This is a genomic window from Affinundibacterium nitidum (genome assembly GCF_014284155.1).
Taxonomy (GTDB): domain Bacteria; phylum Pseudomonadota; class Gammaproteobacteria; order Burkholderiales; family Burkholderiaceae_D; genus Undibacterium; species Undibacterium nitidum.
Genome location: NZ_JACOFZ010000006.1, coordinates 81,732 through 94,620 on the forward strand (window position 1 = coordinate 81,732; position 12,889 = coordinate 94,620).

The following is a 12,889-nucleotide window of genomic DNA, read 5'->3' on the forward strand; positions in this document are numbered from 1 at the left end:
AACATAACATAACATGAGCGATGTCGTCCAATCAGTGCCAACTGGTTCACCCCTAGCGCCCGACAATGTGCAGGACTTAGTGCGCCAGATCAAGCAGCTCGGCAAGCGCGCAGGCTTTGCCGATGTGCGCATCAGTGACGTCGACTTGAGTGCCGTCGAGGCGCGTTACCATGCGTGGATAGAGGCGGGCTACCATGGCGAAATGGCATATATGGAATCGCATGGTAGCAAACGTTATCGTCCCGATGAGCTTGTGCCAGGCACCGTGCGCGTGATTTCTGTTCGCATGGATTACTTACCTAAGGCAACCGAACCGAGTTGGCGTGAAACCGAGAAGTCGCATGCCGCCGATACCGCGGTGATTTCAATTTATGCGCGTGGACGTGACTATCACAAAGTGTTACGCCAACGCTTACAGCAATTGGCCGATCAAATTGCCGCATTGGTCGGTCCGTATTCGTATCGCGTATTTACTGATTCTGCACCCGTTATGGAAGTCGCACTCGCCGAAAAAGCAGGCTTAGGCTGGCGTGGCAAACACAGCTTATTGTTGACGCGTGAAGCGGGGTCTTTGTTTTTTTTGGGCGAGATCTTGGTCGATATTCCCTTGCCAGTCGACCCGCCAACCTCCGAACATTGCGGGCAATGTACTAAGTGCATGGACGTTTGCCCCACGCAAGCGATCGTCGCACCGTATCAAGTCGATGCCCGTCGTTGTATTTCTTATTTGACGATAGAACTGCATGGCAGCATTCCGATCGAGTTTCGGGAGGCGATAGGAAATAGGGTGTATGGCTGCGATGATTGCCAGTTGTATTGTCCTTGGAATAAATTCGCCCAAGCGGCCGAAGTTGATGATTTTGATGTGCGTTATGGCTTAGATCGTAGCCGCATGGTGCATTTGTTTAGCTGGGACGAGGAAACCTTCTTGCGCAAAATGGAAGGCAGTGCGATTCGTCGTATTGGTCATGAGCGTTGGCTGCGCAATTTGGCAGTAGGCATCGGCAACGCATTAGCGCTTGTCAAAGAGAATGAGGTGCTTAAGCAAGAGTTGATAGCCGCTTTACAAACGCGTATAGATCATCCTTCAGATATTGTGCGTGAACATGTGCAATGGGCACTGTCACGAGCTTAAGAATGCGTTGACGCTTAAGTTTAAGTTTTGATTCTTGATCCTAATTTTTCAGTAAGCCCGCAAGTTCAACCGCAGATTTGATTTGCATTTTGTCGAAGATGTGCGCACGATGAACTTCTACAGTGCGCATACTAATGCCAAGGTCGTCGGCGATTTGCTTATTCATACGTCCTTGTAAAATCAAATCCAAGACTTCGCGCTCGCGTTGCGACAAACTTTGCAAACGGGTTTGCACATCAAAGGCGGCTCCTGCTTTGATCGAAGCTTGCATCGCTTCTTGTACACGATCAATCAAACTGTTGTCGTTGAATGGCTTTTCGACAAAATCAAAAGCACCGCGTTTCAAGGCATCCACTGCCATCGGCACATCGCCATGGCCAGTTAAAAAAATGACGGGCAAACGTTGCGTGAGTTGCTGCGCACTGAGGATATCAAACAGCGCGATACCGTTCATTTCGGGCATACGCACATCGAGTAACAAACAATCTCCATCGCGACTAAACGGCAAGCCAGCATGCACAAGATCGAGAAACTCGCGAGCACTAGCAAAAGCCTTTGCTTGAATTTGTCGTGATTGGGCTAACCATAGTAGGGCGTCACGCAAGACTTCTTCGTCATCGACGATGTACAGCATCTCAATTCTCCTCTTGCTGGCTTGCGGCCAAGCTGAATTCAAAAATGGTTCCGCCTTGCGGGTTGGCGCGATGGCTCAAGCTTCCACCATGAAACTCGATCGCCGTGCGGCAAATATTCAAACCCATGCCCATGCCCGAAGATTTCGTTGAATAGAATGGCGAAAACAAACTCTCAGCAACGTCGGAGTTGATACCATGGCCACGGTCAATCACCTGAATTTGTACTCGCGTTGTAAGGGCTAGCTCTGCTTGCTCATCTTTCACAGTTTGGGCAATGATCCGCAGATGGCGGTGCTCATAGGCAGTGTCTTGCATCGCTTCAATGGCATTACGCGTGAGGTTAAGTAACACTTGTTCTAATAAAACTTTATCGGCCAATACAGTTGGTAGCTGTTCCTCAACCTGTAAATGCACATGGATGTGAGAACTGTGGGCTTGCAACTCGACCAAAGGCATCACGCTATGGAGAAGCTCATCGATATGAATGCGGGTACGAGCAGTCTCACGTTTGCGTACAAATTCATGCACGCTCTTGATGACTTGGCCAGCCCTCTGAGCTTGTGCGCGTGCCTTTTCTAACGCAGCGTGCAGCAACGTCGGGTCACTTCCTTTTTGTTCCAAAAGATTGAGTGCCCCGGTCGTGTAACTTGAGATCGCAGCTAAGGGTTGGTTTAACTCGTGCGCTAACATCGAGGCCATTTCACCCATGGTTGCCAAACGTGCATTAGCGTGGAGTTTTTCTTCGTGCTGCCGACTGAGCTCCTCTGCGCGTTTGAGCTCAGAAACATCCAGAATCGAACTCATCCACCCCGTTTGTTTACCATGTTCGTCAACTAAGGGCGACTCGTGAATTAGCACAGGAAAACGTTCGCCATTGGCACGTTGATAGATGGTTTCATAGGCCTCGGGTTGCACTGTGCCGGTGAGAATTTGGGCGAAGCGTTGTTCATATTCTTCTTTGACTTCAGGTGCCCAATAGGGCATCGGTGGCAAACGTCCGACGAGTTCGTCCGCTGGCACGCCTATCATATTGCAGAACGAAGGGTTGACGTAGGTTAAGCGTCCTTCCATATCGCGTGCACGTAGTCCAGTCACTAGCGAATTTTCCATCGCTGCTCGAAACGCTGCTTCTTTGCGCAGAGCGCCTTCGGCACGCAGGCGACGATTGATGTCGCGCCACAGGGCGATCAAGCTCCACACTAAACCCAGAGAGAGTAAAACCACCGACAACACCAGCAAATTCGATAGTAATTTAGGTTCGGTCTTGATGCTGTTGGTATGCAAGGTAAAGCTGAGTTGCGGGAGCTCAAGCGCACGGTTGTGCGTATAGACATTCTTGCCAGGCCCACCGGCCGTGCGCTTGGCGATGATTTTTTCATCGTTGTCGAGCAGGGTGATTTCATTTTCTTGGGCAAACCACCATGGCACGGTTTCATCGAGTAAGGTTTGTAGACGGTAAGTCGCAAACAGATTACCTGCTACTTCACCATTGAGCAAAATCGGGAAGCGGCAAATTATGCTGTCCTTGGATAAGCCGCTTTGTGTGCTGTTACGTAGGCACTGCGATTTACTTGACTGCAGTTGTAGTTCTGGTAGTTGCAGGTAAGTTTGACGCAAAGTTTCGCGTTGGTTTTGCTCGTGCAACAAGGTGATACTGCCACCAATTAGTTGTTGATGCTTGTCGAATAGAGCCAGCTGTTGAATTTCATGATTGCTATTGGCAAACAGGCGTAAGCGTTCATTTAAGGTCGTTGCTTGTTCCGCCTTGTTAATAAACTCTTGTCCGATGAGACTTAGGTTTTCTTGATTTCGGGTGAATTGAAATTGCAGCGCTTGCTCTACCCACAGCGTATCGGCAATTAATTGTTCTTGCCGTTCATTGGCTTCCATCCTTTGGGCTTGCCAAGGTAACCAGATCAAGATCGCCAAGAACAGTAATACTAAAACAATAGGCAGCAACCAAGGAAAGCTTCCCTTTAGCGAAGTAAAGCGTCGGCTGGCGGTGGATGGCTGGCTAGATGGTTGGCTAGGTATAGGCATGCGTAAAGTGTAGCCGAAAAGGCTGCCAATACCGCGACTGTTGCGATTTGTATAAAAGACGCGACATTGTGGTTTTCCACAATTGCTGCTTGCTCATAATTTCAGCAAGATCGTATCGCATAACAAAATCGGTCAAACCGTACCCTTAAATCCTCATCAGGAGACAACCATGACTTCACGTTTTTCCAAGCGTAAAACCCTGCTCGCCCTCGCTTCAGCGATTACGGCATCGGCATTGAGCCTAAGTTTCAGCACTACAGCCTTCGCGCAAAATCCCATCATTATCAAGTTTAGTCATGTGGTAGCCGCTGATACACCTAAAGGCAAAGCCGCAGAACGCTTCAAAGAATTGGCTGAAAAAGCAACAAAAGGCCGTGTGAAGGTCGAGTTGTATCCAAATAGTACCTTGTATAAAGACAAGGAAGAACTAGAAGCCTTGCAATTAGGCGCCGTGCAAATGCTGGCACCGTCTTTGGCAAAGTTTGGCCCTTTGGGCGTGAAAGAATTTGAGGTGTTTGATCTTCCTTATATTTTCCCTAATCGCGATGTTTTGCATCGTGTGACAGAAGGCCCAGTCGGCGCTAGCTTGATGGGTAAATTGGAAGCGAAAGGCATTACCGGCCTCGCGTTTTGGGATAACGGTTTTAAAGTCATGTCATCAAATGTTCCGATGAAAGTGCCAGCAGACTTGCGTGCGAAAAAAATGCGCATTCAGTCATCCAAAGTACTTGATGCCCAAATGCGTGCCTTGGGTGCTAACCCTCAAGTGATGGCGTTCTCAGAAGTGTACCAAGCGCTGCAAACGGGCGTCGTCGATGGCACAGAGAATCCACCATCAAACTTGTACACACAAAAAATGCATGAAGTGCAGAAGCATGTGACGATCACTAATCATGGCTATCTCGGCTATGCGGTTATCGTCAACAAGAAGTTCTGGGATGGCTTGCCTGCCGATATTCGCACTGAGTTGACTAATGCGATGAAGCAATCGACCCAATACGCTAATGCGATCGCCCAAATCGAAAACGACAATGCGCTCGATGCCGTCAAAAAATCTGGCAAAACCACGGTCTATAGCCTCACCGACAAAGAACGTGCGGAATGGGTAAAAACACTGACACCTGTGCAAAAAGAAATGGAAGGACGCATTGGTAAAGACTTAATTCAAAGCGTGAATAAAGAAGCGGCGGCTTTGGGCTTTAAATAATTGTTGGAAAAAGCAGGCGTCGATCTGAATTGATGAGATTCGTATCGACGCCTTTGCTGACATCGATCAAAACAATATAGGGGAGGGCTCGCATGAAACTGCTAGACCATTTAGAAGAGTATTTCATCGCGGTGTTAATGGCCGCGGCGACACTCATTACATTTACAGCGGTAGTTCATCGCTATCTATCGGGTATCGATATTCCGGTCATTCAAGATGCGCTGATCAAAATCAACATGAGTTGGGCGCAAGAATTAACCATTTATTTGTTTGTGTGGATGGCGAAATTCGGTGCCGCTTACGGCGTACGCTCGGGTATTCACGTGGGCGTCGACGTGCTAGTCAACCGTTTGAGTGAGAAAAACAAGAAGGTGTTTATTTTGATGAGTTTGGGTGCCGGTGCGATTTTCACCGGTGTTGTGGGCACCTTAGGCGCAAACTTCGTATGGGGTATGGCGCATACCGACCAGACGTCATCTGATTTAGAAATGCCAATGTGGATCGTCTACCTCGCGATTCCTTTAGGTTCATATTTGATGTCTTTCCGCTTTATGCAAGTGGCTTGGCATTATGTCCGCACAGGTGATTTGCCGAAGCATGATCATTCGCATGTCGAAGGTTTAGATGTGGAAGAAGCCGTAGAAGCAGCCCAAGAAGGCGCTTTACAGCCAAAGACAGCAGCGGGAGATAAACTATGAACGCGGCCATTATCTTTGTGTTGCTTATCCTGTTAATGCTAACAGGCATGCCGATTTCGATTGCATTGGGCATGACCGTATTGACCTTCCTCTTCACCATGACCACAGTGCCTATCGAATCGGTGGCACTCAAACTATTCACCGGTATTGAGAAGTTCGAGATCATGGCGATTCCGTTCTTTATCTTGGCGGGGAATTTCCTAACCCATGGCGGGGTCGCAAGGCGCATGATTAACTTTGCGGCGTCCATGGTTGGGCATTGGCATGGCGGCTTGGCGCTGGCAGGCGTATTGGCTTGCGCTTTGTTCGCTGCGGTGTCTGGCTCTTCACCTGCGACCGTGGTGGCGATCGGCTCAATCATTTTGCCAGCCTTGGTCAAGCAAGGGTATCCGCGCGGTTTCGGTGCTGGCGTGATCACCACTTCTGGTGCACTCGGTATTTTGATTCCTCCGTCGATCGTGATGGTGATGTACTCCGTTTCGACCAATACTTCGGTCGGTAAGCTGTTTATGGCTGGCGTAATTCCTGGCATTTTGTTGGCTTTCTTCCTCGGTCTCACGACCTGGTTTTTGGCGAAGAAAAAAGACTACCCACGCATGCCTAAGGCAAGCTGGAAAGAAAGGTTTATCGCTTTCCGTAAGAGCGCTTGGGGTTTGCTGTTAATCGTGATTGTGATGGGCGGTATCTATTCGGGTAAGTTTACACCGACCGAAGCAGCGGCTGTTGCAGCGATTTATGCGTTCATTGTGGCGGTGTTTGTCTACAAAGACATGAGCCTGAAGATGGTGCCAAAGGTCTTGATTGATTCAGCAGCCATGTCTGCCATGCTCTTGTACATCATTACCAACGCGGTCTTATTCTCATTCTTAATGACCAGCGAAAACATTCCACAAGCAATGGCGGGTTGGATTTTGGATAGCGGCTTTGGCATGGTGAGTTTCTTGTTAGTCGTCAACTTACTTTTGCTGTTGGCCGGTAACGTGATGGAGCCTTCCTCCATCGTCTTGATCATGTCACCGATCTTGTTCCCAGTAGCGATGAAGCTTGGCATTGATCCAGTTCACTTCGGTATCATCATGGTCGTGAATATGGAAGTAGGCATGTGCCATCCACCAGTTGGCTTAAATCTGTATGTCGCCTCTGGTATCACGAAGATGGGCATTAGTGAGTTGACCGTCGCCGTACTGCCTTGGTTAATGACAATGATCGGTTTCTTGTTGTTGGTCACCTATGTGCCGGCATTGTCGACATGGTTGCCGAATTTGATCTACAACTAAGCGACAAAATTTGAGAATGATAAAATAGTTCTCAAATAAAACATTCCGCCAAGAAAATACTTCTGTAGTGACTTGGTGAAAGAAATCAGCGCAAATGAAAATTAGACTTTCATTTGCGCTTTTTTTTAACGAAATTTGACTGAATTTCTCTCTGAAATTTCCACCTGGAAATGAATCAATTCGAATCGCGATTAGCACAAAATTTTTATCTTTTCTGATCTTTCTCTGCTGCAGAAGCACAAATGCAACAAAGCTTTTTTTCTCAAAAAATCTGCGTGTGTTTTGCACAATAGGCATGCTATATTCTGCCCACGTTGCGACATGCTGAACGAATCAATAACAGAACTTCACAGCGTGTTGGCAAGCATGGCAGAAAATGGAAGTGCAATAATAGCGTCCCACAGGGCGCAGTCAAAAAGGGGGGGGAGATTCGCGTTTCAGATAAGCTGAGTCCTACTTAAGAGACTAAACAGCACGAACGTGAAATATTTTGGAAGGCGCATCTAAGGATGCGCCTTTTTTCTTGGTACACTGCTTTTGTTATGTGATGGTGCGGTATCCGATCTTGTGATCTTCGTCATGACGTGAAGAGTTTCGGCGCACCGTGTTTGATGCAGTTTTCCAATGGTTTGACATGTCCCAATCTGAATCAGAAATTTTCTCGGCGATCGTGCCCGCACCGTTTGGTTATATGGGCATACGCACTGAAGTCAATCAACTTGCCGAGCTCGTTTATTTGCCAGATCGCTTTTCAGAAAAAGCACCGAGTGACTCCTGCGCAGAACAAACGGCAAAGCAAATCGAAGCTTACTTTGCTGACCCTGATTTTCGTTTTGATCTACCGCTCAAACAAGTGGGTACTGAATTTCAGCATCGCGTCTGGAATGCGATTTCAGCGATACCGCGTGGTCAAGTTAAAACTTACGGCCATATCGCCAAACTAATTTCATCCGCGCCGCGTGCGGTCGGCCAAGCCTGCGGCGCCAATTGGTTCCCCTTAGTGATTCCATGTCATCGTGTGACAGCCAGCGGTGGCTTAGGCGGCTTTGCGCATCACGATGATGAAACAGGCTTCCATTTGGGCGTGAAGCGATATCTGCTGCGTTTGGAACAAGTACCCGAATACAGTGGCGTCACGCCAGTGCAATTGCAGGAGCCATTGTGGTAAAGCGCAAAGACGGTGAGGCCGCTCCAGTGGAAGCGGCGAAACCAGCCAAATCAAAAACGCAAAAGAAGGCGGAAACGACAGCGGAAACGAAGCACAAAACAATTCCGAAGGCAAAACGCGTCCGCAAAAATGCGGAAGAAACTATCGAGCTACCAGCGCAAGTGCAATCACAGATCGATCAATTTTGCGACACACTATGGTTGGAAGATGGCTTAGCTAAAAATTCGCTAGAAGCCTATCGCCGCGATCTACGTTTATTCGCCGAGTGGCTGCATGTGAATGGACAAAAGCATTTGCTGCAAGTGACGGAGTCCGATATTTTTTCTTACGTGGCAGCCAAGCATAGTGTATCGAAAGCCACGTCAGCGAACCGTCGCATGACGGTGCTTAAACGCTACTATCAACAAGCGTTTAGGCAAAACCAAATCAGCATCAATCCTTGCACCAAACTGCGTTCAGCCAAACAAGCGAATCGTTTACCGAAAACTCTGAGCGAAAAACAAGTTGAAGCGCTCTTGCAAGCACCAGACGAAACCACGCCACTGGGTTTGCGTGACCGCACCATGTTAGAGCTGCTCTACGCCTGCGGCTTACGGGTGACAGAGTTAGTGTCCTTAAAATCGTTTGAAGTCAGTCTGAACGACGGTGTACTGCGCGTAACAGGTAAGGGCAGCAAAACCAGATTAGTACCCTTCGGCGAAGTCGCCCGCCTGTGGCTGCAGCGCTACCTGAGCGAAGGCAGACCCGCCATCCTCAACGGCCAAATCGACGACGCCTTATTCGTCACCGCGCGTGGTGGCGCCATGACCAGACAAATGTTCTGGGTCGTCATCAAAAAATACGCCGCTCAAGCAGGCATTACTTCACCACTATCACCACACACGCTACGCCACGCGTTCGCCACGCATTTGCTGAACCACGGTGCAGATCTACGCGTGGTTCAATTACTATTGGGGCATGCCGATATTTCGACGACGCAGATTTATACGCATGTGGCGAGGGAACGATTGAAGCAGCTTCATGCGCAGCATCATCCGAGAGGGTGATCTTATGATTGATGGATGCGATAAATTAGATTCGGCTAGTAAAATTAGGAATCAGATTTCTTCAAAGGGATAAATAATTGGCTAAAAAAGAACACGTATCAGAAACCCCAGCAACGCAGCTGTTGCGTAAAAAAGGGGCTACTTTCACTGAGCATCCTTATGCCTATGAAGAGCATGGTGGCACTTCAGTGTCTTCCCGCGAATTGGGGGTGGAAGAGCATGTAGTGGTGAAAACCTTGATCATGCAAGACGAACATGCCAAACCTTTGGTGGTGTTGATGCATGGTGATAAGACGGTGTCGACCAAGAACTTGGCGCGGCAGATTGGCTGTAAGTCAGTCGAGCCTTGTAAGCCCGAAGTGGCGCAGCGCCATTCGGGTTATATGATAGGCGGCACTTCGCCGTTTGGCACGAAAAAAGCGATGCCGGTTTATGTGGAACAGAGCGTGTTCGAGCTAGACAAGATTTATTTGAATGGTGGTCGTCGGGGTTATTTGATTGGAATAGCGCCACAGCTGCTCACTGAGCTCTTAGCGGCAAAAGCTGTGACTTGCGCGCTGTAATCAGCGGCTGCTACCTTTACACTTCTTGGTCTTGGGCAAATGCCCAGCACTGATGTGTTTGCCATGTGTTGAAATTCTTTCGATGCGGAAATTTGTTTACTTGATTCTGAAATCAAATCTCGAGAAATTTCGCTAACGTTTGAGTTGTGTGGCGGCGCAGCCGTCCGAAACGAATGACCAGTTATGCATGGAGTAATGTCTCGTCATACCACACATCTTCATAATTATTTCCATCAATTAGAAACCTATATCCGGGTGGAAGTGAAAGATACTCTTTAATTCCCGCCAAATAGGTATCTATATGTTCAACATGTAACGGTGAAAAAGCATCATCTTCGAGAGGCATTTCCGTTCCGCACCAGATGTACCAGCCATTTGTCCCATTTTCAGGATTTTGGCGAAGACCATTTATTGGTTTCTTTCCGAGTGTGCCTAATGCTATACCTAGCTTTGATTCAGGCAAAGGTATGTTGGGCTCCACGTTTTGCCACTGGCACACTGTCTGTTCAATTAACTGGCGCATGATTCCTTGATGTATAACGTGAAATTGACGGGCAGCCGGAGCGAAGCGCAGGGAGCCACAAGCGCAGCTTGTGACTGTCCCACTCGACTTTCGAGTTAGGCTGATGGCTAGTAGAAGTCATAGTAGACAGCCCACTCTCCTGATGTGCGGTGTTTCCAAAACATCAGGCTTCCATTGTCGACTACGTTCAAGTTAATTTTTGAGTCGGAGGACACCTGAAACACGAACTCGAATCCATCGCCTGGATCAACCCCTGATTGACAGAAAGAAGGATACCCACCGATCTTATGCTCATAGGAGTGCGTAATTAGATCGTAGTAGCTTTCGATTTCTCCATCTTTCTCTAAGCGAAGAACTTCTCTTTCAACATCGTAGGGAACTCCGCCTCCGTCCCATAGCGGGTAGTCCTCATGCACAATTTCCGCTTTTAGCGGAAATGGCTTTAGATACGAGCTCTCTACACGCACTTCTTTTCTGACAAGGACCTCTTGATGAAAATACTCACGTACCACCCAGTTACATCCCATTTTTTCAAACGGCTCCGGAAACGACTGAGATATGAATACGGTTAAGACACGCACATCTTTGAGGCAGAGGGGAACAAAAGGAAGACTTGGGAGGTGAAATTGTGCCAACGGCAGAAGTGATTCTCCCGCGTCATTTTTTGGAATGGACTCATCCTCTCTGAATAGAAAGACTTGGCCAAGCCAGCTCTCGTCCTCGCTATGCGTTGGCCTAAACCCACCGGCTGAGAATTTTGTCGCCGGCTTTGCCAACTGTTTCTTAATCTCTGCGATTTCCATTCGGACACAGCCTAACGTAGAAGTGAGGGGCGGCCGGAGCGAAGCGTAGGGAACCACAAGCGCAGCTTGTGGCCGTCCCTCTCGACTGCCGGGTTAGGCAATTTTCGCCTAGGGTTTAATAACATTAGCGACTCTCTGGTCTTCTGAATTTGACCATACAACCCTCCGATCCTCTCCTTTGACCCATATGCCGTAGGAGATGCCGAGCTGCTTAAGTTGTTTCTTGATTTTCTTTTCTTCTGATACGGATATTTTTTTAGAAGAAATTTTCTGCGCCTTCAAAATCTCTGAGTAAGCGTTGGCGACAACGGCCTCATCTCTCGAACGATAAGAAACTGTACCTTCGTCATGAACGTGAAACACGACTGATCTTTTGGCGAGGAGTTGAAGCAGAGCACCTTGAGACGGATTGTCTGAGAACCTAAAAGTAGTGTCTAAATCAGTCGGCGGCGTGGCGCCACAGCTCAAAGAGAACACCATGAACAACCAGGATACTAACTTGATCATATTGCCTCCTGTGTGGCTATTGCCTACCTTTTATTTAATTTGCAAAAATGAAGTTTAACTCGGGATGTTCAAAAAGACAACTTCCTTCAAATGCCTCGAAAACCGCATGGATGCTTGCTGTATTTGGTTATACTGAGCATATGTGCAGTATAGGCAAATCGACAAAAACATCACTTTATAGAAAGCGCCCAAACGAGGTTTATTAGACCAATTTCGAGAACGCTTCGCCATGTTTTTCAATTTAGCCGTGGTGTTCGCAGCGCAATTGACTATTCGAATTGAAATTCAGGGCTAGATGATTCTTATCTTCAAATTTGATTTGAGTGCATTAACCTTAGCAATTGATTCGACCAGAATCGGAGTTCAGAATCAAAAGAAGATCGACACCAAGCTCGATCGTTAGCGTCTTTATGGCCGAAGTCCTAGGTTTGTTGCTCGATTTGAGTCAGTCTTGTCTAGAAATTTACCCCCGTCTATGCAAGAATGAGCAGCTTGGCAAGCTCGAAGGCTTTGTTTTCGGCGCGCGGCGTTGCGCTGGCTTGCATTGACATCTACAACGATAAAAATAGGCGGAGTAATTAATGAATTCTATTATTGCAATTGTGCTGGCGTACTTGATCGGCTCGATTTCGTTTGCCGTGGTGGTCAGCCGTTTGTTTGGCTTGTCTGACCCACGTACGTATGGCTCTAAAAACCCGGGTGCGACCAACGTGCTGCGCACGGGGAATAAAGCTGCGGCGGCCCTAACGCTGTTGGGCGATGGCTTTAAAGGTTGGTTGGCCGTATGGTTGGCCTTGACTTACCAATTCCAGTTTGATTTGAGCGATAGCACGGTAGCGATGGTTGGCTTGGCTGTGTTTATCGGCCATTTGTGGCCTGTGTTCTTCAAGTTTGTGGGGGGCAAGGGTGTGGCGACGGCGCTTGGCGTATTGATCGGCATTAACGTCTGGCTGGGTTTAGGGACGTTCGCAACCTGGCTGATTATTGCTTACGCCTTCCGTTATTCTTCATTGGCGGCTTTGGTGGCGTCTTTGTTTGCGCCGTTCTATTACGCATTGCTGTTCGGCGCACGTATTGAATTGTTGGCCGTTGTCATCATGAGCGCCTTGCTGATTTATCGCCATAGCCAAAACATTGCGAATTTGATGGCAGGCAAAGAGAGCCGTCTTGGCAGTAAGAAAAAAGACGCAGCTGAAAAAGAAGCGCAAAAGCCACATCATGAACACAAGTCACACAAGAAACATTAATCTGGTTTGATGATGAAAAAAGCCCTCTGTGTGAGGGCTT

The 12,889-nt window shown here is 48.1% G+C and carries 13 protein-coding genes; 8 read left to right on the forward strand and 5 right to left on the reverse strand.

Translation table 11 applies throughout. The features are described from left to right. Positions 1 to 13 precede the first annotated feature (13 nt). Positions 14 to 1,135 carry a tRNA epoxyqueuosine(34) reductase QueG gene (queG, locus tag H8K36_RS14530; protein ID WP_186917221.1) on the forward strand — a complete coding sequence of 374 codons (1,122 nt, stop codon included), beginning with the start codon at positions 14 to 16 and terminating at the stop codon, positions 1,133 to 1,135. A 40-nt stretch (positions 1,136 to 1,175) separates the two neighbouring features. On the opposite strand, the gene H8K36_RS14535 is transcribed toward queG, so the two are convergent. Continuing rightward, positions 1,176 to 1,769: a response regulator transcription factor gene (locus H8K36_RS14535; protein ID WP_186917222.1), complete on the reverse strand. Its 594-nt coding sequence runs from the start codon at positions 1,767 to 1,769 to the stop codon at positions 1,176 to 1,178. Between the two features lies 1 nt (position 1,770). Further along, complete coding sequence (locus tag H8K36_RS14540; protein WP_186917223.1) at positions 1,771 to 3,810, reverse strand: two-component system sensor histidine kinase NtrB; 2,040 nt, start codon at positions 3,808 to 3,810, stop codon at positions 1,771 to 1,773. 169 nt (positions 3,811 to 3,979) lie between these two features. Here H8K36_RS14540 and H8K36_RS14545 point away from each other — a divergent pair, with 169 nt between their 5' ends. The 6 genes from H8K36_RS14545 (at position 3,980) to ybaK (ending at position 9,769) form a co-directional block, all read left to right on the forward strand. Then, positions 3,980 to 5,017, forward strand: coding sequence for a TRAP transporter substrate-binding protein (locus H8K36_RS14545; RefSeq protein WP_186917224.1), 1,038 nt, complete (start codon positions 3,980 to 3,982; stop codon positions 5,015 to 5,017). A gap of 92 nt (positions 5,018 to 5,109) precedes the next feature. Beyond that, the gene (locus H8K36_RS14550) at positions 5,110 to 5,715 is read left to right on the forward strand and encodes a TRAP transporter small permease (protein WP_186917225.1); all 606 of its coding nucleotides are present in this window, start codon (positions 5,110 to 5,112) and stop codon (positions 5,713 to 5,715) included. After that, positions 5,712 to 6,992, forward strand: coding sequence for a TRAP transporter large permease (locus tag H8K36_RS14555; RefSeq protein ID WP_186917226.1), 1,281 nt, complete (start codon positions 5,712 to 5,714; stop codon positions 6,990 to 6,992). Before H8K36_RS14550 ends, H8K36_RS14555 begins: the two co-directional genes overlap by 4 nt. Before the next feature lie 634 nt (positions 6,993 to 7,626). Continuing rightward, on the forward strand, positions 7,627 to 8,160 hold the full coding sequence (locus H8K36_RS14560) for a methylated-DNA--[protein]-cysteine S-methyltransferase (RefSeq protein ID WP_186917227.1): 534 nt from the start codon (positions 7,627 to 7,629) through the stop codon (positions 8,158 to 8,160). A 143-nt stretch (positions 8,161 to 8,303) separates the two neighbouring features. After that, the gene (gene xerD, locus H8K36_RS14565) at positions 8,304 to 9,206 is read left to right on the forward strand and encodes a site-specific tyrosine recombinase XerD (protein WP_186917307.1); all 903 of its coding nucleotides are present in this window, start codon (positions 8,304 to 8,306) and stop codon (positions 9,204 to 9,206) included. 77 nt (positions 9,207 to 9,283) lie between these two features. Beyond that, positions 9,284 to 9,769 (forward strand): Cys-tRNA(Pro) deacylase, encoded by a 486-nt coding sequence (gene ybaK / locus H8K36_RS14570; protein WP_186917228.1) that lies wholly within the window; start codon positions 9,284 to 9,286, stop codon positions 9,767 to 9,769. A gap of 181 nt (positions 9,770 to 9,950) precedes the next feature. Here the strand turns inward: ybaK and H8K36_RS14575 are convergent, their stop codons facing one another. The 3 genes from H8K36_RS14575 to H8K36_RS14585 all read right to left on the reverse strand — a co-directional run bounded on the left by H8K36_RS14575 (position 9,951) and on the right by H8K36_RS14585 (position 11,602). Next, on the reverse strand, positions 9,951 to 10,292 hold the full coding sequence (locus H8K36_RS14575) for an immunity protein Imm33 domain-containing protein (protein ID WP_222611237.1): 342 nt from the start codon (positions 10,290 to 10,292) through the stop codon (positions 9,951 to 9,953). Positions 10,293 to 10,399: 107 nt separating this feature from the next. Next, positions 10,400 to 11,095, reverse strand: a complete 696-nt coding sequence (locus tag H8K36_RS14580; protein WP_186917229.1) for a DUF1963 domain-containing protein — start codon at positions 11,093 to 11,095, stop codon at positions 10,400 to 10,402. A 108-nt stretch (positions 11,096 to 11,203) separates the two neighbouring features. Next, the gene (locus H8K36_RS14585) at positions 11,204 to 11,602 is read right to left on the reverse strand and encodes a hypothetical protein (RefSeq protein ID WP_186917230.1); all 399 of its coding nucleotides are present in this window, start codon (positions 11,600 to 11,602) and stop codon (positions 11,204 to 11,206) included. A gap of 581 nt (positions 11,603 to 12,183) precedes the next feature. On the opposite strand from H8K36_RS14585, the gene plsY reads away from it, so the two are divergent. Continuing rightward, a complete protein-coding gene (gene plsY, locus H8K36_RS14590) occupies positions 12,184 to 12,849 on the forward strand; it encodes a glycerol-3-phosphate 1-O-acyltransferase PlsY (protein WP_186917231.1) in 666 nt (221 codons plus the stop codon). Positions 12,850 to 12,889 lie beyond the last annotated feature (40 nt).

Coding starts and splice junctions, on each gene's coding strand:
- queG (WP_186917221.1), top strand. CDS start 14: ATGAGCGATGTCGTCCAATCAGTGCCAACTGGTTCACCCCTAGCGCCC.
- H8K36_RS14535 (WP_186917222.1), bottom strand. CDS start 1,769: ATGCTGTACATCGTCGATGACGAAGAAGTCTTGCGTGACGCCCTACTA.
- H8K36_RS14540 (WP_186917223.1), bottom strand. CDS start 3,810: ATGCCTATACCTAGCCAACCATCTAGCCAGCCATCCACCGCCAGCCGA.
- H8K36_RS14545 (WP_186917224.1), top strand. CDS start 3,980: ATGACTTCACGTTTTTCCAAGCGTAAAACCCTGCTCGCCCTCGCTTCA.
- H8K36_RS14550 (WP_186917225.1), top strand. CDS start 5,110: ATGAAACTGCTAGACCATTTAGAAGAGTATTTCATCGCGGTGTTAATG.
- H8K36_RS14555 (WP_186917226.1), top strand. CDS start 5,712: ATGAACGCGGCCATTATCTTTGTGTTGCTTATCCTGTTAATGCTAACA.
- H8K36_RS14560 (WP_186917227.1), top strand. CDS start 7,627: ATGTCCCAATCTGAATCAGAAATTTTCTCGGCGATCGTGCCCGCACCG.
- H8K36_RS14575 (WP_222611237.1), bottom strand. CDS start 10,292: ATGCGCCAGTTAATTGAACAGACAGTGTGCCAGTGGCAAAACGTGGAG.
- H8K36_RS14580 (WP_186917229.1), bottom strand. CDS start 11,095: ATGGAAATCGCAGAGATTAAGAAACAGTTGGCAAAGCCGGCGACAAAA.
- H8K36_RS14585 (WP_186917230.1), bottom strand. CDS start 11,602: ATGATCAAGTTAGTATCCTGGTTGTTCATGGTGTTCTCTTTGAGCTGT.
- plsY (WP_186917231.1), top strand. CDS start 12,184: ATGAATTCTATTATTGCAATTGTGCTGGCGTACTTGATCGGCTCGATT.